Source organism: Rhodococcus sp. 14-2470-1b, from assembly GCF_002259415.1.
Taxonomy (GTDB): Bacteria; Actinomycetota; Actinomycetes; order Mycobacteriales; family Mycobacteriaceae; genus Rhodococcoides.
The window spans coordinates 154,059-177,477 of record NZ_NPFY01000004.1; the positions used below are offsets into that span (position 1 = coordinate 154,059).

Annotated in this window: 24 protein-coding genes; 11 read left to right on the forward strand and 13 right to left on the reverse strand. The window is 64.6% G+C overall.

The window, feature by feature from the left end; genetic code table 11:
* Positions 1–66 precede the first annotated feature (66 nt).
* The 6 genes from speB to CH293_RS28075 all read left to right on the forward strand — a co-directional run bounded on the left by speB (position 67) and on the right by CH293_RS28075 (position 4,714).
* Positions 67–1,026, forward strand: a complete 960-nt coding sequence (gene speB / locus CH293_RS02030) for an agmatinase (protein ID WP_037113554.1) — start codon at positions 67–69, stop codon at positions 1,024–1,026.
* 60 nt (positions 1,027–1,086) lie between these two features.
* Entirely contained in the window at positions 1,087–2,271 is a 1,185-nt protein-coding gene (locus CH293_RS02035) for a CdaR family transcriptional regulator (RefSeq protein ID WP_037113556.1), read from the forward strand.
* Between the two features lie 176 nt (positions 2,272–2,447).
* A complete protein-coding gene (locus tag CH293_RS28070; RefSeq protein WP_170945134.1) occupies positions 2,448–2,603 on the forward strand; it encodes a hypothetical protein in 156 nt (51 codons plus the stop codon).
* Positions 2,600–3,670, forward strand: coding sequence for a TerC family protein (locus CH293_RS02040; protein WP_094719191.1), 1,071 nt, complete (start codon positions 2,600–2,602; stop codon positions 3,668–3,670). The genes CH293_RS28070 and CH293_RS02040 overlap by 4 nt, the downstream gene beginning before the upstream one ends.
* A gap of 60 nt (positions 3,671–3,730) precedes the next feature.
* Positions 3,731–4,279 carry a Dps family protein gene (locus CH293_RS02045; protein ID WP_037113559.1) on the forward strand — a complete coding sequence of 183 codons (549 nt, stop codon included), beginning with the start codon at positions 3,731–3,733 and terminating at the stop codon, positions 4,277–4,279.
* Between the two features lie 279 nt (positions 4,280–4,558).
* Positions 4,559–4,714 (forward strand): DUF6131 family protein, encoded by a 156-nt coding sequence (locus tag CH293_RS28075; protein WP_094653298.1) that lies wholly within the window; start codon positions 4,559–4,561, stop codon positions 4,712–4,714.
* 64 nt (positions 4,715–4,778) lie between these two features.
* Here CH293_RS28075 and CH293_RS02055 read toward each other — a convergent pair whose 3' ends face one another.
* The 3 genes from CH293_RS02055 to CH293_RS02065 form a co-directional block, all read right to left on the reverse strand.
* On the reverse strand, positions 4,779–5,213 hold the full coding sequence (locus CH293_RS02055; RefSeq protein ID WP_176459873.1) for an SRPBCC family protein: 435 nt from the start codon (positions 5,211–5,213) through the stop codon (positions 4,779–4,781).
* A gap of 76 nt (positions 5,214–5,289) precedes the next feature.
* Complete coding sequence (locus CH293_RS02060) at positions 5,290–6,312, reverse strand: LLM class flavin-dependent oxidoreductase (protein WP_094719193.1); 1,023 nt, start codon at positions 6,310–6,312, stop codon at positions 5,290–5,292.
* A 10-nt stretch (positions 6,313–6,322) separates the two neighbouring features.
* Positions 6,323–7,345 carry a Gfo/Idh/MocA family protein gene (locus CH293_RS02065; protein ID WP_094719194.1) on the reverse strand — a complete coding sequence of 341 codons (1,023 nt, stop codon included), beginning with the start codon at positions 7,343–7,345 and terminating at the stop codon, positions 6,323–6,325.
* A 232-nt stretch (positions 7,346–7,577) separates the two neighbouring features.
* Here CH293_RS02065 and CH293_RS02070 point away from each other — a divergent pair, with 232 nt between their 5' ends.
* Positions 7,578–8,162: a giguanylate cyclase gene (locus CH293_RS02070; RefSeq protein WP_094719195.1), complete on the forward strand. Its 585-nt coding sequence runs from the start codon at positions 7,578–7,580 to the stop codon at positions 8,160–8,162.
* 10 nt (positions 8,163–8,172) lie between these two features.
* Here the strand turns inward: CH293_RS02070 and CH293_RS02075 are convergent, their stop codons facing one another.
* Both CH293_RS02075 and CH293_RS02080 read right to left on the reverse strand, forming a co-directional pair.
* Positions 8,173–8,925, reverse strand: coding sequence for an NAD-dependent deacylase (locus CH293_RS02075; RefSeq protein WP_094719196.1), 753 nt, complete (start codon positions 8,923–8,925; stop codon positions 8,173–8,175).
* Between the two features lie 21 nt (positions 8,926–8,946).
* Entirely contained in the window at positions 8,947–9,531 is a 585-nt protein-coding gene (locus CH293_RS02080) for a DinB family protein (RefSeq protein WP_094719327.1), read from the reverse strand.
* A gap of 257 nt (positions 9,532–9,788) precedes the next feature.
* On the opposite strand from CH293_RS02080, the gene CH293_RS02085 reads away from it, so the two are divergent.
* Complete coding sequence (locus CH293_RS02085) at positions 9,789–10,118, forward strand: STAS domain-containing protein (RefSeq protein WP_094719197.1); 330 nt, start codon at positions 9,789–9,791, stop codon at positions 10,116–10,118.
* 34 nt (positions 10,119–10,152) lie between these two features.
* The gene (locus tag CH293_RS02090; RefSeq protein WP_255122664.1) at positions 10,153–11,118 is read left to right on the forward strand and encodes a DICT sensory domain-containing protein; all 966 of its coding nucleotides are present in this window, start codon (positions 10,153–10,155) and stop codon (positions 11,116–11,118) included.
* 26 nt (positions 11,119–11,144) lie between these two features.
* Here CH293_RS02090 and CH293_RS02095 read toward each other — a convergent pair whose 3' ends face one another.
* From CH293_RS02095 to CH293_RS02115, 5 genes are all read right to left on the reverse strand, one after another.
* Entirely contained in the window at positions 11,145–12,506 is a 1,362-nt protein-coding gene (locus CH293_RS02095) for a lipase family protein (RefSeq protein WP_176459874.1), read from the reverse strand.
* A gap of 124 nt (positions 12,507–12,630) precedes the next feature.
* Complete coding sequence (locus tag CH293_RS02100) at positions 12,631–13,263, reverse strand: TetR/AcrR family transcriptional regulator (protein ID WP_094719200.1); 633 nt, start codon at positions 13,261–13,263, stop codon at positions 12,631–12,633.
* A gap of 9 nt (positions 13,264–13,272) precedes the next feature.
* Positions 13,273–15,597, reverse strand: a complete 2,325-nt coding sequence (locus CH293_RS02105) for an FdhF/YdeP family oxidoreductase (RefSeq protein WP_094719201.1) — start codon at positions 15,595–15,597, stop codon at positions 13,273–13,275.
* A gap of 29 nt (positions 15,598–15,626) precedes the next feature.
* On the reverse strand, positions 15,627–16,541 hold the full coding sequence (locus CH293_RS02110; protein WP_094719202.1) for a LysR family transcriptional regulator: 915 nt from the start codon (positions 16,539–16,541) through the stop codon (positions 15,627–15,629).
* Between the two features lie 4 nt (positions 16,542–16,545).
* The gene (locus CH293_RS02115) at positions 16,546–17,547 is read right to left on the reverse strand and encodes a LacI family DNA-binding transcriptional regulator (RefSeq protein WP_037113573.1); all 1,002 of its coding nucleotides are present in this window, start codon (positions 17,545–17,547) and stop codon (positions 16,546–16,548) included.
* 155 nt (positions 17,548–17,702) lie between these two features.
* Here CH293_RS02115 and CH293_RS02120 point away from each other — a divergent pair, with 155 nt between their 5' ends.
* Positions 17,703–18,878 carry a Gfo/Idh/MocA family protein gene (locus tag CH293_RS02120; protein ID WP_094719203.1) on the forward strand — a complete coding sequence of 392 codons (1,176 nt, stop codon included), beginning with the start codon at positions 17,703–17,705 and terminating at the stop codon, positions 18,876–18,878.
* A gap of 29 nt (positions 18,879–18,907) precedes the next feature.
* Positions 18,908–19,900 carry a sugar phosphate isomerase/epimerase gene (locus CH293_RS02125; RefSeq protein ID WP_094719204.1) on the forward strand — a complete coding sequence of 331 codons (993 nt, stop codon included), beginning with the start codon at positions 18,908–18,910 and terminating at the stop codon, positions 19,898–19,900.
* 61 nt (positions 19,901–19,961) lie between these two features.
* Here the strand turns inward: CH293_RS02125 and CH293_RS02130 are convergent, their stop codons facing one another.
* The 3 genes from CH293_RS02130 to CH293_RS02140 are packed head-to-tail and all read right to left on the reverse strand — an operon-like array spanning position 19,962 to position 23,316.
* Positions 19,962–21,314, reverse strand: a complete 1,353-nt coding sequence (locus CH293_RS02130) for a glycosyltransferase (protein WP_094719205.1) — start codon at positions 21,312–21,314, stop codon at positions 19,962–19,964.
* Positions 21,311–22,384: a hypothetical protein gene (locus CH293_RS02135; RefSeq protein ID WP_094719206.1), complete on the reverse strand. Its 1,074-nt coding sequence runs from the start codon at positions 22,382–22,384 to the stop codon at positions 21,311–21,313. The genes CH293_RS02130 and CH293_RS02135 overlap by 4 nt, the downstream gene beginning before the upstream one ends.
* Positions 22,381–23,316, reverse strand: a complete 936-nt coding sequence (locus CH293_RS02140) for a WcbI family polysaccharide biosynthesis putative acetyltransferase (protein ID WP_094719207.1) — start codon at positions 23,314–23,316, stop codon at positions 22,381–22,383. Before CH293_RS02140 ends, CH293_RS02135 begins: the two co-directional genes overlap by 4 nt.
* Positions 23,317–23,419: the final 103 nt, after the last annotated feature.

Sequence of the window (23,419 nt, forward strand, 5' to 3'; positions counted from 1 at the left end):
ACGGAAGTCCGGCGCCCCCCGGGAAACATCCGGTGGGACGATCCGAAGTCTGGCATCGTCAGCATCATGAGCCCCGAACGACCACCTGTCGGTCCCATCGGTCCGGTCGATGCAACCGCGGTACCCCGGTATGCCGAGCCGACGACGTTCGCCCGGTTACCGCGGCTCGACGAGGTGTCGCGCGCCGACGTCACGATTCTCGGTGTGCCGTTCGATTCCGGGGTCAGTTATCGGCCGGGCGCTCGGTTCGGTCCCGGTCACATTCGAGCGTCGTCGAAGTTGCTTCGTCCCTACAACCCTGCCTTGAATGTCTCCCCGTTCGCAGATCGTCAGGTCGCCGATTTCGGTGACATCGGGGTCAATCCGTTCGACATCGCCGAGGCGCTGGCCACCGTCGAGTCCGCAGTGACCGGGCTGCGTCAGGACGGTTCGTCGGTGCTGACGATCGGCGGGGACCACACGATTGCGCTACCGATCCTGCGTTCGCTCGCGCGCGATCACGGCCCGGTCGCCGTGCTGCATTTCGACGCACATCTCGACACGTGGGACACGTACTTCGGAGCGCCGTTCACGCACGGGACCCCGTTCCGTAGAGCGAGCGAGGAGGGCCTGATCGATCTCGAACGCTCACAACACATCGGGATCCGTGGGCCGCTCTACAGCGAACAGGATCTGGAGAACGACCGAGTCCTCGGATTTCAGGTCATCCGATCCGACGACTACGAAACCGACGGCGTCGCGAGCATCGTCGAACGGATGCGCGCTCGGCTGGACACCGGCCCGGTCTACGTGTCCGTGGACATCGACGTGCTCGATCCCGCCCACGCGCCGGGGACCGGTACCCCGGAGGCGGGCGGGCTCACGTCGCGCGAGTTGCTGAACACCCTGCGTGGACTGGTCGGGATAGACGTGGTCGGTGCGGACATCGTCGAGGTGGCACCCGCATACGACCACGCCGAGATCACCGGAATCGCCGCAGCCCACGTCGCGTACGAGCTGTTGTCGGTCCTCGCGTCGAACGCGTGATCGGATCACCCGGACAGTCGGTGCGGGCTGCGGTGCCACCTCGACCAATACGATGACAGGGTGGCACACGATCGCGCGATCCCGACGAGCGAAGACCGACGACGCAGCGTCGCCGACCTCGCGGCCGAGGACGCCGGCGGGCTGTCCACGGAGTTGCTCGGAGATTTTCTGGAGGTCCTGACCTCTGCCGTGTCCGAGGGCCGCACGTTGTCCCGTCGACAACTGCGGACACTGCGAACACACGGGGACACGGCGGCGCGGCAGGGCGTCGCCCTTCGGGCCCTACTCGATTTGTACCTGTCCTCCGCCTGGCGATTGTGGCGGGAACTCCCTGCGATCGTCGACGCCGACCGAGACCCGCAGGCCGTCGTGACGGCTGGTGAGGTGATGCTGCACGCCGTCGACGACGCGGTGGCCGAGCTCGCCGAAGGGTTCCAACTCGCCAGGCGAGTGCTGATGCGTGCGGAGGAGTCGGCGCGGCGTGAATTCGTCGACGATCTGCTGTCCGGTAGCGCGGACATCGCGGGAGTAATGGGCCGGGCGGAGACCTTCGGGTTGGATCTGACCGGGCCTCATGCGGTCGTGGTCGTCGCGGCCAGTACACCGTTCACCGACGGAGGCCGGGTCATCACCGAAGTGGAACGCGCGGTGGAAGGTAGCAAAGCAGACTCGGAGGTTCTCGTCGCGAGCAAGGAAGGGCGCCTCGTCGTGGTGTTCGCAGCCCCGGATCACGCGGCGGTGGAATACGTCGTCGACCGTGTTCGCGAGGCCACCGAGAGGGTCGATGTGTCGGGGACGTGGACCCGGCGGATCGGGGTGGGGCGGACGGGACCCAGCGTGGCCGGTGTCGTGTCGTCGTATCGTGAGGCCGTCGATTCGCTCGACCTCGGCGCGAAGCTGGGCCTGGGCACTGTGGTGGTGGATGCGCGGGACCTGCTGGTGTACCGGGTTCTGCTCGACGACAAAGCCGCGATCACCGATCTGGTGCACACGGTTCTGACTCCGTTGCTGAGTGCACGCGGTGGTGCAGGCCCCTTGCTCGATACGTTGTTCGCGTTCTTCGGAACAGGTGGAAATTCTGCCTCGACGGCCCGAGCGATGCATTTGTCCGTTCGCGCCGTCACCTATCGTCTGGCCCGAGTGGCCGAACTGACCGGCCACGACGTGGGCGATCCGGCCGAACGATTCACCCTGCAGACGGCCGTCTACGGCGCCAGATTGCTCGGGTGGCCGACCGGCAGCTGAGCTCAGGGTCACGTTTCTTCTGAGTCACCCCTTCTTGTTGCCGGGATACGGCAATAGAAATCGGTCAAACATGTCCGTCTTCCGACGATGACTGCCGCAATCGATACAGGCACACTTGAAGAGTCGCGGTCGCTGGCGGCCGCCGAGAACCTTCTATCGAAAAGGAGCACCGTTTCATGGCATCACTGATTCAGAAACTGCAGGTGTTCGCCCGTAGCCCTCAGGGTAAGAAGCTGATTGCGCAAGGGCGCGCTTTCGCCACCAAACCCGAGAACCAGGCCAAGCTGAAGCGCCTCGGATCTCGATTCACCAGTAAGGACACTCGCCGATGAACGTCCCCGTATGGGCGTGGGCGGCTTTCGCAGCCGTTGTCGTCATTCTCTTGGCCATCGACCTACTTGCCCATCGCGGCGCACACATCATCGGCTTCCGTGAAGCAGCCTGGTGGAGTGCGCTCTGGGTCGGTGTTGCTCTCGTTTTCGGTGGCGTCGTGTTCGCCACTCTCGGTACAACGGCAGGCGTCGAGTACACAACGGCCTGGTTGTTGGAGAAGAGTTTGTCGGTGGACAACCTCTTCGTCTTCGCGCTGATCTTCGGATACTTCAAGGTCCCCCGTGAGTACCAGCACCGCGTTCTCTTCTTCGGCGTCATCGGCGCCCTGGTGTTCCGCGGTATCTTCCTTGCCGCAGGTGTCGCGATCGTCAGCAAGTTCACCGTCGTTCTGTTCGTCTTCGCCGCCATCCTGCTCTACAGCGCATGGAAGCTGATGAAGGACGAGGAGGACTCGTACGATCCGAGCCAGTCCATCGCAGTGAGGTTGCTGCGTAAGGTCATCCCGGTTCGCGACGAGTACGACGGTACGAAGTTCTTCGTCAAGGAAGCCGGCAAGCGCGTTGCCACTCCGTTGCTGGCCGTCGTCGTCGCCATCGAGGCGGCCGACCTCGTGTTCGCCGTCGACAGTGTGCCCGCTGTCCTCGCGGTCAGTGACGACCCGTTCATCGTGTACTCGTCCAACGCATTTGCGATCCTCGGCCTGCGCGCCCTGTACTTCCTGCTCTCGGGTCTGCTGGAGAAGTTCCACTACCTGTCCAAGGGTCTCGCGATCATCCTCGGATTCATCGGCATCAAGCTGGTTCTGCAGGCAAGCCACAAGGTGATCAGCACGTCGATCCCGGAGATCCCGTCCATGGTGAGCCTGGTGGTCATCATCGTGGTCCTCGCAGGTTCGATCGTCCTGAGCCTGAAGAACCCGCCGAAGGAGTCGGCAGATTCAGCCGATTCCATCGGGTCGGACGACCCGGCCGGCACCGCGGACAGCACGTCGGCGAGCCTGACCAAGGATCGGTCGGCGGACCTGAAGTCCGATTCCGAGCTCGGTGGAGGGTCGGAACCGAAGTAGTCTTCCGCACATACGCACCCGGGGTGTTTCGACGCGAAGCACCCCGGGTACGTGCGTTTCATGAGCAATTCGAATTCCTACACAGTTCCCGGATTGAGCACCGACCAGGGCGCGCGCGTCGCTGCACTGCTGCAGGACCGCCTCAACGCCTACAACGACCTCCATCTCACTCTCAAGCACATTCACTGGAATGTCGTGGGACCGAACTTCATCTCCGTGCACGAGATGCTCGACCCTCAGGTCGAAGCCGTACGCGGATTCGCCGACGACGTGGCGGAGCGTATTGCGACGCTGGGTTCGGCTGCACTCGGAACGCCCGGCACCATCGTCAAGGAGCGTTCGTGGGACGACTACTCGATCGGCCGCGCAACGGCCATCGAGCACCTCGGCGCCCTCGATCTGGTCTACGTCGGCGTCATCGGTGACACTCGGAAAGCCATCGCGGAGATCGGTGACATCGATCCGGTCACCGAGGATCTGCTGATCGGGCAGAGCGGTCAACTCGAACTCTTCCACTGGTTCGTTCGTGCACACCTGGAGAACTCCGGTGGTCAGCTGTCGACTGCAGGCGCTTCCAGCGAGACCGAAGCGGCCTCGAACGCAGGCTGACGACAACGCACTGCACACGGCACACGCCTCGACTTCGGTCGGGGCGTTTGCCGTCTCCCGGCCCCGAACCGGCACCGATCACAAAAACGGACCGCGCGTTCGGATCGATGCAGCACGTGAAACGCGGAGTCAGGAGACGGTCGCCTGTGACATGTTCGAAACATCCGCACGCCTGCATATTCGGTAAGAATTCGGGTACTCCGTGTCTGTTCGACGATCAACGAACGAAGGTCGGCGGTTGTCGCACGAGCGGCACCGAACTTGAAAGAAGGTAAGACAGTGATCGTCCTGGGAATCATCCTCGCGCTGATCGGCATTTTCGCCAAGATCAGCATTCTGACCACGATCGGCATCATCCTTGTCGTCGTCGGTGCAGTCCTGACCATTCTCGGTGCCACCGGCCGCGCAGTCGGTGGGCGCAAGACCTTCTATTGATTCTCACCCCCACTCGAACGAGCGAGGCCCGAACCGGATCGGTTCGGGCCTCGCTCGTCTGTCATCACAACCCTTCGAGGGTGCGTGTCATGGCATCGACGGTTTTGTCCCCGATACGTTCGAAAATCAACTTGAACACCGGGTCCGACAGTTTCGCCACTCCGTTGAACGTGATCGTCGCGGCGTAGGTGATTCGAGTGGAGCCATCGTCTGCATCCTCGAACGCGATGTGGTCCACTGTCGTCGCCGTCTTGTTCTTACCTTCGAATTCGACAACGTCGTGACTGTCCTCGACCAGCCGGTACGTCAATTCGGTACTGATGCCGGCGAGCTTGGACTCGTTGTGCCATTCGGTACCGACGCCGATCGGTCCAGGTGTCGATCGGACGCACCGTTGGGTGCCCGGGTCCCATGCTTCGGCGTGTGCAAAATCGCGGAGATACTCGACGACGACCTCGCGTGGGCGCCGGACGGTGAATGTGCGTTCCACGTGAACCATGGTGTTTCCTCCAATGCCGAGAGCGTGAGATTCGGCTACCCATGCTCACGACATCCCACACGCTGTCTCGTCAGGTTCACTCGTGTGACGGTCGCCATCCCAGTTCGGGACCGAGGACGGTCGCCATGTCGGTCAGAATCTGGACGTAATCCGCGTGATCGAAGCTGAACGGCAGTGCGAACGCGACTTCGTCCACCTCGCGGAAGGCTTCGTTGTCGTACAACCGATCGGCGATCTCGCGTGAGGTTCCGACCAGGTCGGCTGCGAACATCATCCTGGCAGGCCCCTGCGGAGTTGCCGTACGTGCCCGTCTGGACTCCGCGTACGCACGGTATTTCTCCGCTTGGTCGGCGGACGCGGAATCGGTCGGGATGACCACGAGTCCTTGAGACACACGCGCCGCGTGCTTCTGCGGATGGTGCTCGCGGAACGCCTTGATGTGGGAGAGCTGGATCTCGTCGAAGTTCTCCGACTCCTCGGCCTTCACCACACTGCTGACGAGCAGATTCATTCCTGTCTCGCCTGCCCACCGAGCGGACCGAAGACTGGCGCCGCCGTACCACATTCGGTCTCGCAGGCCAGGTGAATGGGGTTGAACACGGTCGGAGTACTGCTCGATCCCGACCGTGCCACTCCAATTCGACGCAGGCTCACCGGACACCAGCGACAGAAGTCGGTTCACTCTCGCGTAGCTGAAATCCTCGACGTCGGCGGTGTCCGGATACAACGCGTCCTTGACCCGGTCGAACTGCATGGGTGGCCCGACACTGACGCCCGGGTTGATACGACCGCCGGAGAGCACGTCGACCGTCGCGAGGTCCTCGGCCAGTCGAAGCGGGTTTTCCCACCCGAGAGGAGTCACCGCCGTCCCCAGCTCGATTCTGCTGGTGCGCTGCGACGCCGCAGCCATGATCGCGATCGGGGACGAGATCCCGTACTGCAGGTGGCGGTGACGCAGCCAGGCACTGTCGAATCCCAGTTGCTCACCGAGTTCGATGATCTGCAGTGTCGATTCGTGGCCGAGCGCGGGATTGTGCTCGTCGAACAATCCGATCGTCAGAAATCCGAGTTTTCGCAGTTCGACCGAGCGTGCAGGCATGAGAAAAAGCCTACAACCGGACGACCTCACCTGTTTCCGCGGCGCGGCGTGCTGCGTCGAGCACCTCGAGGGTGTGGATGACCTCGGACGCAGGGACCGGTTGCGGGCCGTCGCCGCGTACAGCAGCGGCGAAGTCGCGGTAGTAGTTCTTGTAGCTCCCCTGCGCGGACGGAACCTTCTCTGCACCCGCGTCCGTATGCAGTGTGCCCCAGCGATTTTCCAGCTCATACCCGAATGTATCCGGCTCATCCATCGGGCGACGACCCGCGAAGACGGCCTGCGCCTGAACGTCGGTGCCGTCGGAGTAGTAACTGCCGTCCGTGCCGTACACCCGCAGCTGACGTGCCTGGAAGTGGTTCACCTTGGTGGCCGACAAGGTCGAATGCACACCGCCCACGTGATCGAGATCGACGACGAACGCGCTGTCGGTTCGGTCGTCGCCCTCGCCTGCCCAATCCATGCGTGCATACACGCTGGTGGCGGGACCGAACAGCCACAGCGCCTGATCCACCAGATGCGATCCCAGGTCGCGGAGCAATCCACCGGTCGGTCCGAGTTCGAGCGTGGCGGGTTCGTCGAGATCGAACCTCGACTCCACTCGCCAGATCCGGCCGAGCTTGCCGCTGTCGATCACCCCGCGCAGGGTGAGGATGTCTGCATCCCACCGCCTGTTCTGGAAGACACTGAGCAGTACCCCGGCGTCGGCCGCGGCATCCACGAGGACCTGACCGCCCTGGGGGTCGGGCGCGAAAGGCTTGTCGGCGACGACGTGCACACCACGCGCGACGGCCTCGAGAACCAGCTCCCGACGCGTCTCGGGTGGGGTCGTGATGGTCACGGCGTCGACGCCCGCGTCGATCAACTCGGTCAGGCTTCCGTACACCGGGGTGCCCGGCGCATCGAGTTCGACCTGAGCCGCACGTTCGGGAGAACGCGTGACGATGCCGACGAGTTCGACCCCCTCCGCTGCCTGCACGAACGGCACATGAAAGTACCGTCCTCCGACGCCGTATCCGACGACTCCCAAACGCATGAGATCTCCTTTTGTTAGGACAACCGCACACATTACTCGCTAGCGAACTGCGTAACCACAGAGTCTGCTTCCGACCGCCCGAGCGGTGAACCCGTCACACGAGTCGCGGCGGTGATGAACAAGCCGTGCGCAGCCTGGGCATCGCGCTGGTTGTTGCGGGCAATATCCACTCTGCGGTCGCAAAGTATGTGTTTCAATCGACTCGCGGTTTCGATTGGAGGGGTTGAACACGATGACCAGTGCGCTGAGGTCGTCCGAGGTGCACTACGAGTGGGCCGTCGACGCGATGGAATCACTCGCCGTCAAAGGCATCGTCAAGGTCGTGATCGCGTTCGCGACACTTGCCATGGCAATCGTCGTCACGCTGGAAATGGTGTTCGGCTACGGCGCCACGACACCCATTCCCTCTGCAGTCCAGTGGATATCGATGATGACGGCGTATGCGATGGGACTGTTCTGGCTGTTCGGCCCGTGGCCAACCCTGAACCAGGCATTCGCGTTCGTCACGATCGCCAACATCGCCATCTTCTCCGCGACGATCGTTGCCGACTTTCCGCCGGAGATCACCCTCGGAAAGACAGCATTCTTCATCGAGATCGGGATGTTCGTCGGATTCTTCTTCGAGAAGTGGATGCTCGCCGCGCACATTCTGTTGTGCGTTGCCGCCACCACCTTCATCGCCGTGTACGTCGTCGCCTACAAGGATGTGGCGGTCTTGATGTCCTTTGTCGTCTGGTCTCCCGTGGTGGTCTCCATCGGCGGCTTCGTACTTCTACTGCACTTCGCAGCACGATCGATGCGGCTCGAATTCGAGTGAGCCCAGCAGCTCAGTAGAGCGCCGCGACCAACGCAGGCAGGCCGAGTGCCGCCGTCGTGCGTAGGCGGTGGTCGGCCATGTCGGAAATCTCGGTTTCCACCGGATTGATCTCGACGACGACGGCACCCGTGCTGCGAGCCATCGCAGGCAGGCCGGCGAACGGAAACACGACACCGGACGTGCCGACGACGAGCACGAGGTCCGCGTGCTCGACCGCGGAGACCGCTGCCGTCCACTGATCCTGAGGGAGCGGTTCTCCGAACCAGACCGCCCCCGGCCTCATCGGCCCACCGCAGAACGGGCACTCGGGAGGTACGACGCGTTCGATCTCCTCGTCGACCACGTCCGCCTCCGGCTGCGAGTGCACTCCGCACTCCGAGCACCGGGGATCGAACAGACTTCCGTGTACGTGAGCGATCACGTGCGAGCCGGCTCGCTCGTGCAGGTCGTCCACGTTCTGCGTGGCAATGTCGAGATGTGTGCGTCGTTGCCACTCCGTCAGGGCCAGGTGCCCCGCATTGGGCGCCGACCGCCGGACCAGTTCGGCCCGCCAGCGGTACCACCCCCACACGAGGTCGCTGTCGCGCGCCCAGCCCTCGGGGCTGGCGAGATCGGCGGGATCGAACTGCGACCACAGTCCGGTGTGGGCGTCACGGAACGTCGCGATTCCCGACTCCGCCGACATTCCTGCGCCCGTCAGAACAGCGACACGGGTTGCCGTGCGCGCGAGGTCGATCACTGCACCGGGAAGCTCCGCGTTCACGCGAGCCAGTCTCGCACGAGATCAGGATTGGAACCGACGTGCGTGCTCCTCGACGCGTGCGCGGTGATCGGCCCAGAACGCAGCTTCCTCCGACGGCATGTTCTCGTTGCCGAGCGTGAGGCCGACCGATCCGTCGATCAACTCTCGAAGGATGTCGGCATGCCCTGCATGTCGGTCCATGTCCGCGATGACGTGTACGACGATGCGGTGCAAGGTGACGGTGGCCCGTTCACGAGGCCAATGCGGGACCACACCGGTGGCGTCGAGCGGAAGCTCGGCGATGGTGCGGTCCGAGTGTTCCCAGATCTGTCGGTACAGCCCGACGATGTACTCCGTGGATTCGTCGGCCGTGGCCCACAGGTCCGCGTGCGGGTCCTCGCCCTCCTCTGCCCACGGCACCGCTTCACGGAAGGGCCGGTCGAACGTCCAGCCGAAGTATCCGAGTTCGACGGCGGTGAGATGCTTGACCAGACCGAGCAGGTTGGTGCCGGTGGGTGTCATCGGACGACGCATGTCGTACTCGGACAAGCCGTCCAGTTTCCAGAGCAGTGCGTCGCGTCCTGTCTGCAGGTACCTCTGCAGATCTTCCTTGGCCGATTCCGTCATGTACCCCAGCCTTGCAGACTCGTCCGACACGTACAGATCGTCGCGTTTCATTACCGTTTCGAGACCCGGTGACCCGAAACGGACACTACGGACTCGATCGAATCCTCTTGCACCACAATGGATCACAACGATTTTCGAGAACGGACGTTACATTATCGTGATGTTTGTTATAAATTCGTTATTGTTCGTGCATCCCTACGGATACCTTGGTCCGTCACGATGATTGCGGAGAACAAGTATCGACTCGGGAGGAACAGATGACGCACGTTCTGCTCGACCAGGAGACCGAGGTACAGAGCTCGGCGTCGGCATCGACGCTGGTCGTGTCCGGTGACATCGATCTGATCACTGCACCGTCCTTCGCTCGTCGTCTGAACGAGGCCCTCGAGCAGAACCCACACGTCATGCTGGACATGTCCGGTGTCACGTTCTTCAGCAGCGCAGGCGTCGACGTGCTCGCGTCGGTCGACACCGCTGGGGGCCGGACGCTGACGATCACCTCCTGCCCCCTCGCGGTCGGGCGAACGCTGGACGTGCTCGGATGGCCGTCTCATCTTCGTCTCCTCGCGAGCGCATCACACACGTGATCCTTTCGCCCCACACGAGAACAACAGGTACCCGGTGAGTTCCCCTCGGTTCGCTCCTGGTGACGTGATTCCGGTCGAGCTCGACCCGGGGCACACCACCTCTCGCTCGACGGGGGTTCTCGCCGACGCAGTCGTGATCGACCACGTCGCGTTCTCGCGCAATCCGGCATCGGTACTGAGCACGGTCGAATCGGCGCGTGCGCAAGCGCGGCCGGTCGCGCTCGACGGTGTCGGCACGGGACCGGAGTCACTTGCCCTGCTTCCGCTGATCGAGCCGGATGTCATCATCCTCGCGCCCGAGATGACCGGTAGCGCGACCGACGTCGCCGCGGCCAGAGCACTGCACGTCCTTGCTGCGCAGGCCGAGCGCACCGGAGCTGTCGTCGTGGCACGGGGCGTGGATTCCGATCGAGACCGGGACAGAGCACTGGCGCTCGGAGCCACGTTCGGCCTGGGCGATCTCTTCCGTACCGACGGTGGCGACGCGCGCCCGGACGCGGTGACACCACCGACGTGGAACACCCCGTCCAGCGATCACACGTCCGCGTTCGTCATCGCGTCGACCGACCAGACGACGACGGTCAGCACGAAGAAACTGCTCGTGCAGATGAGCATGCACATCGAGGCACAGGCCTCCGACGCAGGTCCGGACACCCTGGTGCTGGGGACATTTCAGCATTCGCGGCACTTCACTGCGCGCACGAGGCGCAGATGGCGCACCCTCGCGGGCCGGACCGCGTACACCGGCGTCTACGGCATCGGGCTCGGAGAGCTGGCAGTGCCCGGCATCGTCGGGTCGTCTCTCGACGCCTCGGACGACCTGGTCGACGAATGGAACGTCGTGGTGCTCGGGCAGTTCTTCTGCTGCGTACTGTCGGCCCGGGACCTGCACCGAGGCGAGGACGATCCCGACCGCGAGTTCGAGTACGCCATCACGCACGACCGGGCGACGGTCGTGCGGTGCGCTCGGACCGTGTTGTCACGGTCCGAGCCCCGCTGATTCACGTGGTTCGGCCGGCCGGCCGGTCAGGATCCGATCGGCTGACCGAAGAGGCCGGCAACCAGATCGCCGACGACGTCCTGCCACACCGGCCAGGTCCGCGAGTCCAGAGCCATCGAGCCGACGTCGGTGGTGCGGCAGCCCGGCTCGGCCGGCACTCCGGCGAACCGGTCGCGAAGCCACAGCAGCGCACTCGGCGCAGCAACCACTTCGAGGGTGAGGTGTTCGCTGAAATGGTCACGCGTGTAGGTGACGCTCGCGTTCGGGTCGGCGCAGTACGTGTCGACGAGCGTGTTCACCGGCCCGACGGGTACCAGCCAGTCCGGGTTGGATTGGTACATGTACATGGGGAATCGGGGTACGGATTTGCCCATCCGCAACTTGTCGAGTGCGCTCTGCGCTACCGGCTCGCGAAGCGGATCGCCGGGAGTGTCGAAGAGCCCCTTGAGGTTGACGAACGGTGCGATGGCCGAGTTCCATCCGATGCACAGGTTCTGTTTCGCGCCGAACATCGCCTTGCCCAGCGGGTTGAGCTTCTGGTCGATGAACTGCGCGAGCTCGGGATCTTCACGGGAGACTCCGATGATGCCGGATGCCACGATTCCTGCACCGAGCGCACTGTTGGAGTTGTCGACGAGCGCACCCACGTCGGCTGCGATTCCGCCTTCGGCGGCCCCGACGATGTTCAGGTCGGGGGCGTAGCTTTCGTGCAGCTCGGCGGCGTGACCTGTCGCGATGGATCCGCCGGAGTACCCCATCATTCCGACCTTCGTCTCACGACCGTCCAACCCGAGCGGGTCGAAGTTCTCGGCGGCACGGATTCCATCGAGCGTGATCCGCCCGGCGAGAGGGCCTGCCGCGAAGGCCGAGTTCGGCCCTTGGTGGTCGGGCACCACGACAGCCCAGCCCTGAGCCAGGGCGGCCTGGATTTCCAGGAACTGCGCTCCCCCGGTGATCGCTCCGGTCAGCGGCCAGGGAATGGAGCCCTGCTGCAGCACGTACGACGATGCACAGTAGGCGCCCAGTGAGTCCTCGGCGATCTGAAAGGACAGCAGTGGCCTGCCCGGAACGTATCCGCGAGGCTTGAGCACGGTGGCCACCGCCGGGATCGCGTCGTCGCGACTGTCGTTGGACCGGTACGACAGCTGCCAGGCGTCGACGTTGACCGGGAGGACACCGAGGTTCGCCACGTTCACCGGCCGAGACGCGATGATCTGGCCGGGCTCGGCAGCGGAGACGATCGACTGCTCCGGCGAGTAGAACCCCGTGTCGAACTCCGGAATCGCCGGGAACGCCGGCTGCGCTACCACTGGCGGCGCGGTCGCGGCCACCGCGACGGCGACGCTCGCAGCCGCAACCACACCGAGAACCACTCTTCGAACGGACATTCAGCCTCCCCGAAAACAAGTTAGATGTATTTGTCTAACTTCGACTCCGTGGAGAGTAGATCAGAAGTGACGTGGATTACAACCACCTGATCCCGTGGCCGCTCCGCATGGCCCGCTCGTGCCGTCAGTGCAGGAGCAGCGAGTCGAGGAACCCGACCATGATGTTCGTGAGGTCCTCGACATCGGGTCGCGGATCCGCCGTGCTCCATTGCTGCACGAGCGCGATGAGAGCCCCGATGAACGCCGTCGACGCCATCTCGTAACCGCCCGGCGGCACGTAATCCTCACCCACCGCCGACCGGACGGTCAGCGCGAAGAACTCGCGCCACACCGCCCGCTCGGCCAACCGATGCTCGTCCATGCGTCGACTGACACCGACACTGTCCACGAACGAGATACGTGCCCTCCGTGGATCTTTGCCGATCGACTCGACGTACGCCCCCATCGCCGCCGTCGCCAGCTCGTGCGTATCGGAGGCCGCACACCGCGCGACCGCTTCGGTCGTTGCTGTCTTGGCGTCTGCCTGGATCGAGTCGTACAGCGCGATGAGCGCGTCTTCGCGGCTCGCGAACTCGTCGTAGAACTGCCTGCGCGCCAACCCGGCCGAACGACACAGGTCTGCAACGGAACTGGATGTGTATCCCTTCTCGGAGAACACGTCGAGCGCGGCGGCGAGAAACTGCGACCGCCTCCGGGAACGACGATCCTCGACGGCGATGCCGCCATAGGTTCGATTGTCGCCGTCCGCGATGCTCACCGGACGAGTTTAGCCGTGACGGCGGCGTTCCAACCGGACGACGACGGCCTTGGACACCGGAGTGTTGGATTTCCGCGCGACGTGGTCGAGCGGAATCAACGGGTTTGTCTCCGGGTAGTAGGCTGCCGCGTTTCCACGAGGCGTGGAATAAGCGACGATTCTGAACTGGTCGGCACGGCGTTCGGCGACGGTACCGTCGGGAAGTGGCCACTCGGAGACGAGGTCCACCACGTCCCCGTCGGCAAATCCCATCGACACGATGTCGTCGGGATGGACGAACACCACCCTTCTGCCACCTTTCACGCCGCGATAGCGATCGTCGAGGCCGTAGATGGTGGTGTTGTACTGGTCATGGCTGCGCATCGTCTGCAGCATCAGCCGCCCCTCGGGGACCGGCAACCACGTCAACTCGTTGACCGCGAAGTTGGCCTTGCCGGTGGAGGTGTGGAAGGTACGACTGTCGCGGGGAGGATGCGGAAGCCCGAACCCTTCCTTCTGCCGGACCTTGCGGTTGAAGTCCTCGAAGCCAGGGACGACGCGGGAGATGGAGTCCCGAATCGTGTCGTAGTCGTCGCGGAAGCTCGCCCACGGCACCGAATGTTCCCTGCCGAACAGCTTTTCGGCGATCCCGCACACGATGGCCACCTCGGATCGCATGAACGCGCTCGACGGCCGAAGGCCACCGCGCGAGGCATGCACCATCGACATCGAGTCCTCGACGGTCACGAACTGCTTGCCCGACGCCTGCACGTCGCGATCGGTTCGTCCGAGCGACGGCAGGATCAGAGCGCTGCGGCCGTGGACCAGGTGGCTGCGGTTCAGCTTGGTCGAGACCTGAACGGTCATGGTGCAGTTGCGTAGCGCCGCCTCGGTGACGGCGGTGTCCGGTGTCGCCGAGACGAAGTTGCCGCCCATGCCCATGAAGAACGCGCCGCGGCCGTCGCGCATGGCTCGTATCGAGTCGACGGCGTCGAGTCCGTGGTCGCGGGGAGAGTGGATGCCGAACTCGACATCGAGTGCCGCGAGAAACGACTCGGGCATCTTCTCCCAGATTCCCATCGTGCGATCACCCTGGACGTTCGAATGTCCCCGCACGGGGCAGACACCGGCGCCCGGCTTTCCGATCATCCCGCGCAGTAGCAGCAGGTTCACTGCTTCCTCGATGGTCGCGACGCCGTGGGTCTGCTGTGTCAGCCCCATCGCCCAGCAGACGATCGTCTTCTCCGACCGGATGAGTGCCTCGGCGGTCTCTCGAATCTCGCGCATCGACAGGCCTGTCGCCTCCAGCACGACGTCCATGTCCACACCGCGGATGTGGTCGATCCACTCTTCGAAGCCCGCGGTGTAGGCCTCGACGAAGGCCCGGTCGATCACGGTACCCGGCGCCTTGTCGTCCGCGTCGACGAGCATCTTTCCCAGGCCCTGGAACAGCGCCATGTCCCCGCCCAGCCGGATCTGCAGGTACTCGTCGGCGATGGCGACGCCGTCCCCGACGACTCCGCCGACCTTCTGCGGATCCTTGAACCGTCGCAGCCCGGCCTCGACCAACGGATTGATCGCGATGACCCTGGCTCCGTTGCCTTTTGCTTTCTCCAGGGTGGACAGCATGCGGGGATGGTTCGTTCCAGGATTCTGGCCTGCGATGAGGATGAGGTCTGCGTTCTCGATGTCCGGAACCGATACCGAGCCTTTGCCGATTCCGATCGACGCGCTGAGCGCACTCCCCGAGGATTCGTGGCACATGTTGGAGCAGTCCGGCATGTTGTTGGTGCCGTAGGACCTGATCAGTAGTTGGTACAGGAATGCAGCCTCGTTCGACGTGCGTCCGGAGGTGTAGAAGATCGCCTGCTCCGGGCCGGAGAGTTGCCTGAGCTCGTCGGCGATCATGCGCTCGGCGCTGTCCCAGTCGATCTGCTCGTAGTGGGTCGCACCCGGCCGCAGCACCATCGGGTGCGTGATGCGGCCTTGCTGGCCGAGCCAGTACTCGGTCCGCCCGAGCAGGTCGTCGATCGAGTGCGTCGCGAAAAAGTCCGGTCCGACCGTTCTCCTGGTCGCTTCTTCGGCGACCGCTTTCGCACCGTTCTCGCAGAACTCAGCGTGCTTGCGGTGCCCGGGCGTCTCCGGCCATGCGCACCCCGGGCAATCGAAACCCTTGCGCTGATTGAGTTTTGCCAGCGAGTACGCGGTGCGGCCGGGCCCCATCTGCTCGACGCCTCGCTGCAGGGACACGAGCACGGCCGGGACGCCTGCTGCGTAGGACTTGGCTTCGGTGACGACGATGGACTTCTCGTCGTACGCGTACTCGTCGGCTGACACGCTACGACGGTGCACCATCGTGACCGCACACGTCCAAGACGTGGCTCCTACCGACCGATAGGCGACGCCGATGAAGTCCGGTCGAGCCCGCGAGCAGTGTTCTCCAACGCCCGGATCAGACTGGATCCCTGACTCTCCCTGGCCGTCACCAGTCCGATGATCGGAGCGTCCAGTTCACTCGTCAACGGGGTGCACCGAAGCCCCGGCGGTTCTCCGAACACCTGCCGCCACACGCGCGGAACGACGGACGCCCACTGCCCGGTCTTCACGTGCGCGTACAACGAGGCGATGGAGTCGGTCTCGATCTGCGGCGTACTGGCGGCACCGTCGTAGGCGAAGAACTCGTCGAGGATTCTGCGTCCACGCATCATCGACGGCAGCGTGCACATCGGAAACTCTGCGGCGTCGCGCCAGGTGACACTGTCCTCCCGAAACGGACCGAAGTCGGTCGCGGTCAACAGGTCGTAGTACTCGCGGTAGAGCGGAAACGTCCGGTATCGCTCGTCGACTCCGTCGTCCAAGTAGGTGATTCCCCCGTCGAGCTCGAAACGGTCGATGCGGCCGGTGATCTCGTCGGACGGCAGGTCCTCCGACAGGGAGACCGTCACCAAGGGGTGGTGCAGACACAGTGGTCCGGTCAGGTCGGCCACTGTCGCCGACGCCGTGGGCACCACGCCCAGACGTACCGCGCCGGTGACGCCGGACCGCAGAGTTGCCGCTTCCTCCTGCAGCGACTTCTGATCGGCGACGATACGGCGCGCCCACCGGACGATCTGTTCGCCTTCGGGGGTGAGTCCTTCGAACTTGTGGCCCCGGACGATCAGGGGAAGGTCGAGCTCGACTTCGAGCTTCCGGATCGCTTCGGACAGCGCCGGTTGCGAAACGTGGCATGCCTGAGCCGCGCGTGTGAAGTGACGTTCACGCGACAGCGCCACGAGGTATTCCAGTTGCCGGAAGAGCACACCGTCACCTCCGATCGGTGGGACCGGTCGTCCCTCGGACCACCAGGCGCGGCCGGAGAACGCTCGACGACACCTCGGTGCGTTCGTCGTCGAGACGTGAGGTTGCTGCAGTGATCGCGCGGCGCGCCTGCTCCTTGGGTTCCTGACTGACGGTGGTCAGGTCGATGTGGGCCATTCTCGCCAACGTGCTGTCGTCGTACCCGGTCACCGAGATGTCGCCGGGAACGGAGACTCCTCGCCTCTGCAGCGCGTCGAGCAGGCCGACTGCACTGCGGTCGTTGGCAGCGACGATCGCGGTGGGGGGCTCGATGTCTCCGTCGAGGAACGCATCGACGGCCGCGGGCGCGAAGTTCTCGGTGAAGTCGCCCTCGACGACGGCCATGTGCTCGTCCAGCCCGTGGCGATGCATCGCGCGGCGGTAGCCGGCTTGGCGGTCCTTGCCGATCGACCCGTACCCCGTGAAATGCGCGATTCTGCGATGCCCCAGTGACACCAGGTGATCGACGACGTCGCTCATCCCCCGCGAGTCGCCCGCCCGCACGGCGTCGACTCCGCCGATTCGTCGACCCACCGCGACGATCGGCACCCGCCCTGCCCACGCTCTGAGGTCGACATCCGACGCGGCGGGCCCGAGCAGAACCACTGCCTCACAGCGGAAGTCGAGCAGTGTCTCCATGACGGCAGCTTCGGCGTGTGTCGGGGTGACGGCACCGAGTACCACCTCGTAACCGACCTTGTCCGCCTCGGCCACCATGTGCTCGACCATCTCCGCGTGGAACGCATTCCTGATGTCGGTCATGACGCCGATGAGGTGAGTGCGCCGGAGGGACAGCAGAGCTGCAGTTCGGTTCGGTCGGTAGTCCATCTCCTCTGCGACGGCGAGGACCCTGGCCTTCGTCTCCGCACTGGGCCCCGGAACTCCACGAAAGATCATGGACACCAAGGCCTTGGACACCCCTACCTTGTCGGCGATGTCCTGCATGGTCACCGATCTTCCGGCGTTCATGTCTTCTCGTCTCCGTTCCTGCCCGTGAGAGCGTGTCGAAACTGCGGCAACGCCGTCCTTGACATCCGCGCGATCGGTGACCCATAGTATCTCTACTAGACCGGTCAAATAGACCGAACTAATCCCGCGACACTCCGAAAGAAAGCAGCACGTTCATGACAGAGAACTCGCTCGGTGTAGCCGTCATCGGTGGCGGTATGGCCGGACGCGCCCATGCCGCCGGGTACCGGATGGCGTCGACGCTGTTCGGCACCGACCGCCCGGACGTGCGTTTGGTGGCAATCGCGGACACCAACAAGGGTGTCGCGGACGACACCGCCAAGCGGTACGGCTACGAGCGCGCCGAGTACAGCTGGCAGGCCATCGCCGAGGCACAGGACATCGATGTCGTGTCCGTAGTCGTCGCCAATCACCTGCACCGTGAGATCGTCGAAGGCCTGCTCGCCGCGGGTAAGAACGTGCTGTGCGAGAAGCCGCTGGCAGGGTCGCTGGCCGATGCGGAGTCGATGGTCGCTGCCGCCGCGGCATCGAGTGGTATCGCCTCGGTCGGCTACACCTACCGCCGCTCCCCGGCAGTGCAGGCCGTCGCCGACGAGCTCGCCGCCGGTCGCCTCGGTGAGATCGTGCACTTCGACGGCCGCTACCGCGCCGATTACTCTCTCGACCCGACCGGGCCGATCACCTGGCGGTACCGCGGCGGGCAGGGAACAGGTGCACTCGCCGATGTCGGCAGTCATCTGATCGATCTCGCCGAGTACGTCGCCGGGCCGATCGTCGAGGTCCGCGGGGCGCAGTTCTCCACCGTCATCACCGAACGCCCCGTTCCGGTCGGAGTCACCTATGGTCACACCAAAGCCGAGACCACCGGGGAGACAGCGCCGGTGGAGAACGAGGACATCGCGACCTTCACCGCGCAGTTCGCCGGCGGGTTCGTCGGAACCTTCTCCGCCTCGCGGGTCTCGCACGCCAATCCCGACGGACTGTCCTTCGATGTGTTCGGCACGCGCGGGTCGGCGTCGTGGGCGCTCGAGCGAGCCGCGGAGTTCCACATCTCCACCACCGACATCGACGAGACGGTCAACGGCCGCCGTCAGGTCATCATCGGACCCCAGCACCCCTACATCCAGGGCGGGCTGCCAATGGACGCCGGCGGCGTCGGGCACGGCAAAGCCGAATTCTTCGCCTACCAGGCACGGGCATTCCTCGACCAGGTCGCCGGACTGACCGGCCTGCCCCCGCTCCCGGACTTCGCGCACGGACTGCGCGGCATGCAGATCGTCGCCGCCATCGCCGAATCCGCTGCCGCGAACGGCACCGCAGTCAAGATCTGACCCACCCCCTACTTGCAAGGAAGCTCACGATGAAACTCGGCGTCTACAACGCGATCCTGCACGACAAGTCTCTGCCCGACGCCATCGCGACGGTGGCCTCACTCGGTCTCGAAGGCATCGAGATCAACTCCGGTGGATTCCTGCCACCGGTGCACATTCCGGTCGACGACCTGCTCGCCGGTACCATCAGCCCGGCCGACTACCTCGCGGTGTTCGAGGGCACGGGCGTCTCGATCGCCGGCCTGAACTGCAACGGCAACCCACTGCACCCCGACCCGGAGGTCGGCCCCGAGGACGCCGAGGACCTGCGTAAGTCCATCCGTGTCGCGGGTCTGCTCGGCATCGACCGGGTGGTGACGATGTCCGGTCTGCCCGCAGCCCACGAGGGTGGGACGTGGCCGGCATGGCATGTCAACACCTGGGATTCGGGATACCTCGACTCCTCCGATTACCAGTGGGATCAGGTCGCGGTGCCGTTCTGGAAAGAAATCGACGCTCTCGCCCGTGAGCACGGAGTCAAGGTCGCCATCGAGATGCACCCGCAGAACCTGGTGTTCAACCCACCGACGCTCAAGCGCCTCGTCGACAAAGGCGGCCTGAGCAACGTCGGCGCCGAAATGGACCCCTCGCACCTGTTCTGGCAGGGCATCGACCCGGTCAAAGCCATCGAATGGCTCGGCCCCCTGGTCTTCCACGCCGCAGCCAAGGACACCCGAATCAACCCCGACTGCGAGATCTACGGAGTCCTCGACGACCGATTCACCCGCGCACCGCAGGACGGACCCCGCACCAGCCTCGGCGGCAAGCACTTCGTCAACGTCTGGCCGCAGGACTCGGCCTGGGACTTCGTCGCCGTCGGCAACGGACACGACGTCGACTTCTGGACGCGGTTCCTGCGCGCCCTGAACGCCGTCGACCCCGACATCGCCGTCAACATCGAACACGAGGACACCGCTTACGGTCCTCTCGAAGGCCTACAGATCGCCGTCGACACCCTCAACAAGGCCAAAGCGAACCTGTAGCTTCATCACCGCATTTCCCGCCGGCGCTGGACATCACCTCGGTGGTGTCCAGCGCTCGTGGTCACCAGGCCAGCCACGGTTCGCCGTCGATCAGTGAGATGCCGACCTCCTCGGCGCTCCGACGCTCGATCGTGAACAACGCGTTCAGCAACTCCGATTCGGACTCGCGGGTCCGCGCGGCCCAACGCTGTGCACGGTTCAGTGCCCTGGACGCCGTCGCCGAGACCGAGGCACCGTCGCAATCGACGGTCACCCTGCCTGCCAGTCCAGGACCGATGCTTCCAGTCAGTGCACCCCACGTCGCCGACGAGAACTGCACCGGGCCCACAACGTGCACGACGAACCTGCAGCGAAGCCGAACCGATCGGTCAGGGGTACCGACGCGCACGCGTGAATCATCCAGTGCCAGTGTGTCGTACACCTCGGCACCTCGCTCTCCCTCCAGCCACACCGCGCAATCGACACCACGCACGATGCTGGCGACAGTGACCATCACCGATGCCGGTGATGCCTCCGCCACGTCGAGGATCACCGCAGCGTCGGGGATGCGGTAGTGCAGTCCGTGGCTTCGCGCACTGGGATCGGTGATCAACGGTGCGAGAGCCACGGCCTCGGTGTTCTTCTCGTCGCTCCTGTCCGTGACGTCTCGCCCCGCCCAGTCCGGCCCGTCGTGCCACGCGACCGCCGTCGGCTCGTGGGCGAACACCGCTCCCGCCATGAACGCGCGATTGGCGAACTCCCAGTCCTCGCCGCCGTACCGGACGAAGGTCTCGTCGAAGCCGCCGACCTCCTCGAACAGTTCTCGGCTGCAGGTCAACACTGCACTGATGACGAATTTGTATCCGTCCCAACCCGGTCGGAGTAGGTTACCGGTGCGGCGGTAGGCGCCGGACAACCAATCGGGTTCGCCGAGTTCCCGTGGAGTACGAAGCCATTCCGACAGTTCCGATACGTTCACATCACTCAGATCGGCGTGTCCTCGCCGCCCGACGACAACCGTGTCCGGAGCCACTGCAGGCAGAGCAACGGCGGCCTCGACGTACCCGGGAGTCGGGACTGTGTCGGCGTCGAGAAAACACAGAACCTCACCCGTCCCCGCACGTGCACCGAGGTTGCGGGCCGCGGCGGCCCGAAACCCCTTGTCCTCCTGGCTCACCACCGTCACCGCCAGCCTGTCGAGCCAGTCGTCGACGACAGGCGGCGTAGGTGAACCGTCGTCCGCGATGACCACCTGCATCTTGTCGGACGGGTAGTCCTGCTGTGCCAGGGCTTCGAGTACGAGCGACAATTGATGCGGCTGATCGTAATACGGGATCACGACGGTGACGCCCGGCAACTCCACCGTGTCCGGCGCCAGATCCCATCGGTTGTCCGGCACGACGTACCGGCCCTGGACCTCGAGAGCCCTGGTCATCCCTGCCATCCCCTCAGAATCGAGTCGTACTCCCGGGCGACGTCGCTCGGTGTCGGCCGCGGCACCACATCCGCGTCGATCCAGGTCGACGACGGATCTCGCACCGCCTCGGCGATCGCGTCCCGCAATGAGTCCACGTCGTCTTCGTGCACACGAACCACACCGGGCGATCGCAGGTCCAGTTCTTCGGTGTACGCGTTGCGAGGGACGAGGGGACGACGTCTCGCCGCAATCCAGGTATTGATCGATCCCGACGCCGACAGGTGCCGATGAAAGGCAACAGGAACCGTCGCATCCGCCAAGCGCCGATACATATCGCATTCCGGGAGGAATCCGGTGACCTCGCAGGGCCGTCCGGCTTCGGCTGCCGTGCACCGCAACTGATCGATCAGATCCTCGTGCCCTGGCGACGCAGTCCCCAACGCGACGAAACCCACGGACCGCGGTAAGTCTGCCATCGCCCGGAGCGTCTCGATGTGCCCTTTCCCCGGATACAGGAAACCCAGCACGGCAACACTCGCACTCGGCACTCCCGTCACTCCTGCAGGCTCCGCTCTCGGCTTTTGGGTCACTCCTGCAGGCTCCGCTCTCGGCTTTTGGGTCACTCCTGCAGGCTCCGCTCTCGGCCTCGGCATCATCAGCGGAACCACCTGCGGATCGACGGCCGCGTCGGTGAATTCTCGGAGCAGCGAGGCCTCGTGTTCGCTCGACACGATCACGCCTGCGGCGTGATGGATCACGTTCCGGTAGAACCGAATTCGTACCTCGAATCCCGACCCGTCGGACGGTTGTGGCACGTCGTGTACGGTTACCGAGTGCCGCACGGGCAGCCTGGCACACAGTGACGCGTAGTTGGGCTCTGCGGACGCACGGTCACCGAAGAGTCGGTCGGTCACGTGCAGATGTACGAGTGAGCACTCCCCGATCCAGGCCGGGAGTTCGGACTCCGGTCCGTCCAGGCGCACTACCCGATGCGTCGGTTCCCCCAACTCGCGTGCCACGGACGCGCCGTACTCGACGACACCGTGCGCCGGTGGTCCTACCAGAACATGGCCGATCGTCGCCGTCATGCAGCCAGGTCCAGAATGTCGAGGAGGTCGGCGTAGCGATCGAGGGCAGCGTCGACGAACTGCGGGTTGTCTCGATACCACTGCAATTGAACCCGTCGGATCTCGTCCTGGGACACGGGCGAACCGTTCACGAGCCACGACGGCCGGGCCGGTACCTGCAGGTCCAGCGCCCGTACGACGCGCTCGTCGAGCGGAGAGACGATGTTGCCCAACAATTCTCGATCGGGCGCGGCGGGCGGGCCACAACCCAGCGCGTGGAGAATGCGGGATCCGAGCGCCGTCAACACTGTGTTTCCCGGGTGGTTGACGGTATTCGCGGCCCCGGCGCCCGCTGGAATCAGAAGATCGGACACACCGACGTCGCACTGGACACGTTCACGCCGGGCCAGTTCCGCGATGCTCCACGCTGCGACGTCTGCCACCTGACGAGCACTCAGCGGGACGTCCCACCCGGCCGAGTCACCGTCGCGGGCGGCGATCACCGTCCTCAGGTCGTGGTAGGGGACGCCTGCGGGCGTCGCGGACGGGGCACTGGGGTGCCGCACGATGACCTGGAACGGATACAACCCGCTGTATCGCAGGACCGGCCACACGATCTTCTCCGCTCGATCGGATCGGAGTGCGTCCACATCGTCCGTACCGATCGGCAACCCGCGGTAGCCGGAACGCACGGGCTGGGACAGCAGCACCGCACAGCGTGTCATCAGGTCACGAACGTGCGGTAGGTCGCTCTCGGTGAGCTCGTGGACCGGAGGAACTCGCACCGTACGGTAAGGAAGATCCGCCGCGCTCGAGACCACGATCCGCAGGGCCTCCGCCTGGCAGTTCCCCCACACGACCAGTAGCGGCCGTCCGTCGCCCGTCGTGTCGGAGACTCCGTAGAAATCTCCGTAGTGAACGCGACGCCCCTCGTCGGGATCGTTCGACGTCACGGGCTCCCTGTAGTATTCGGTTGTCGCAGGAGACACTCCCTCTCGAGCAGTCGGGTCCGGGCTCATCACACGTCCCGTATAACCGTTCTGTCGCGAAGGAACC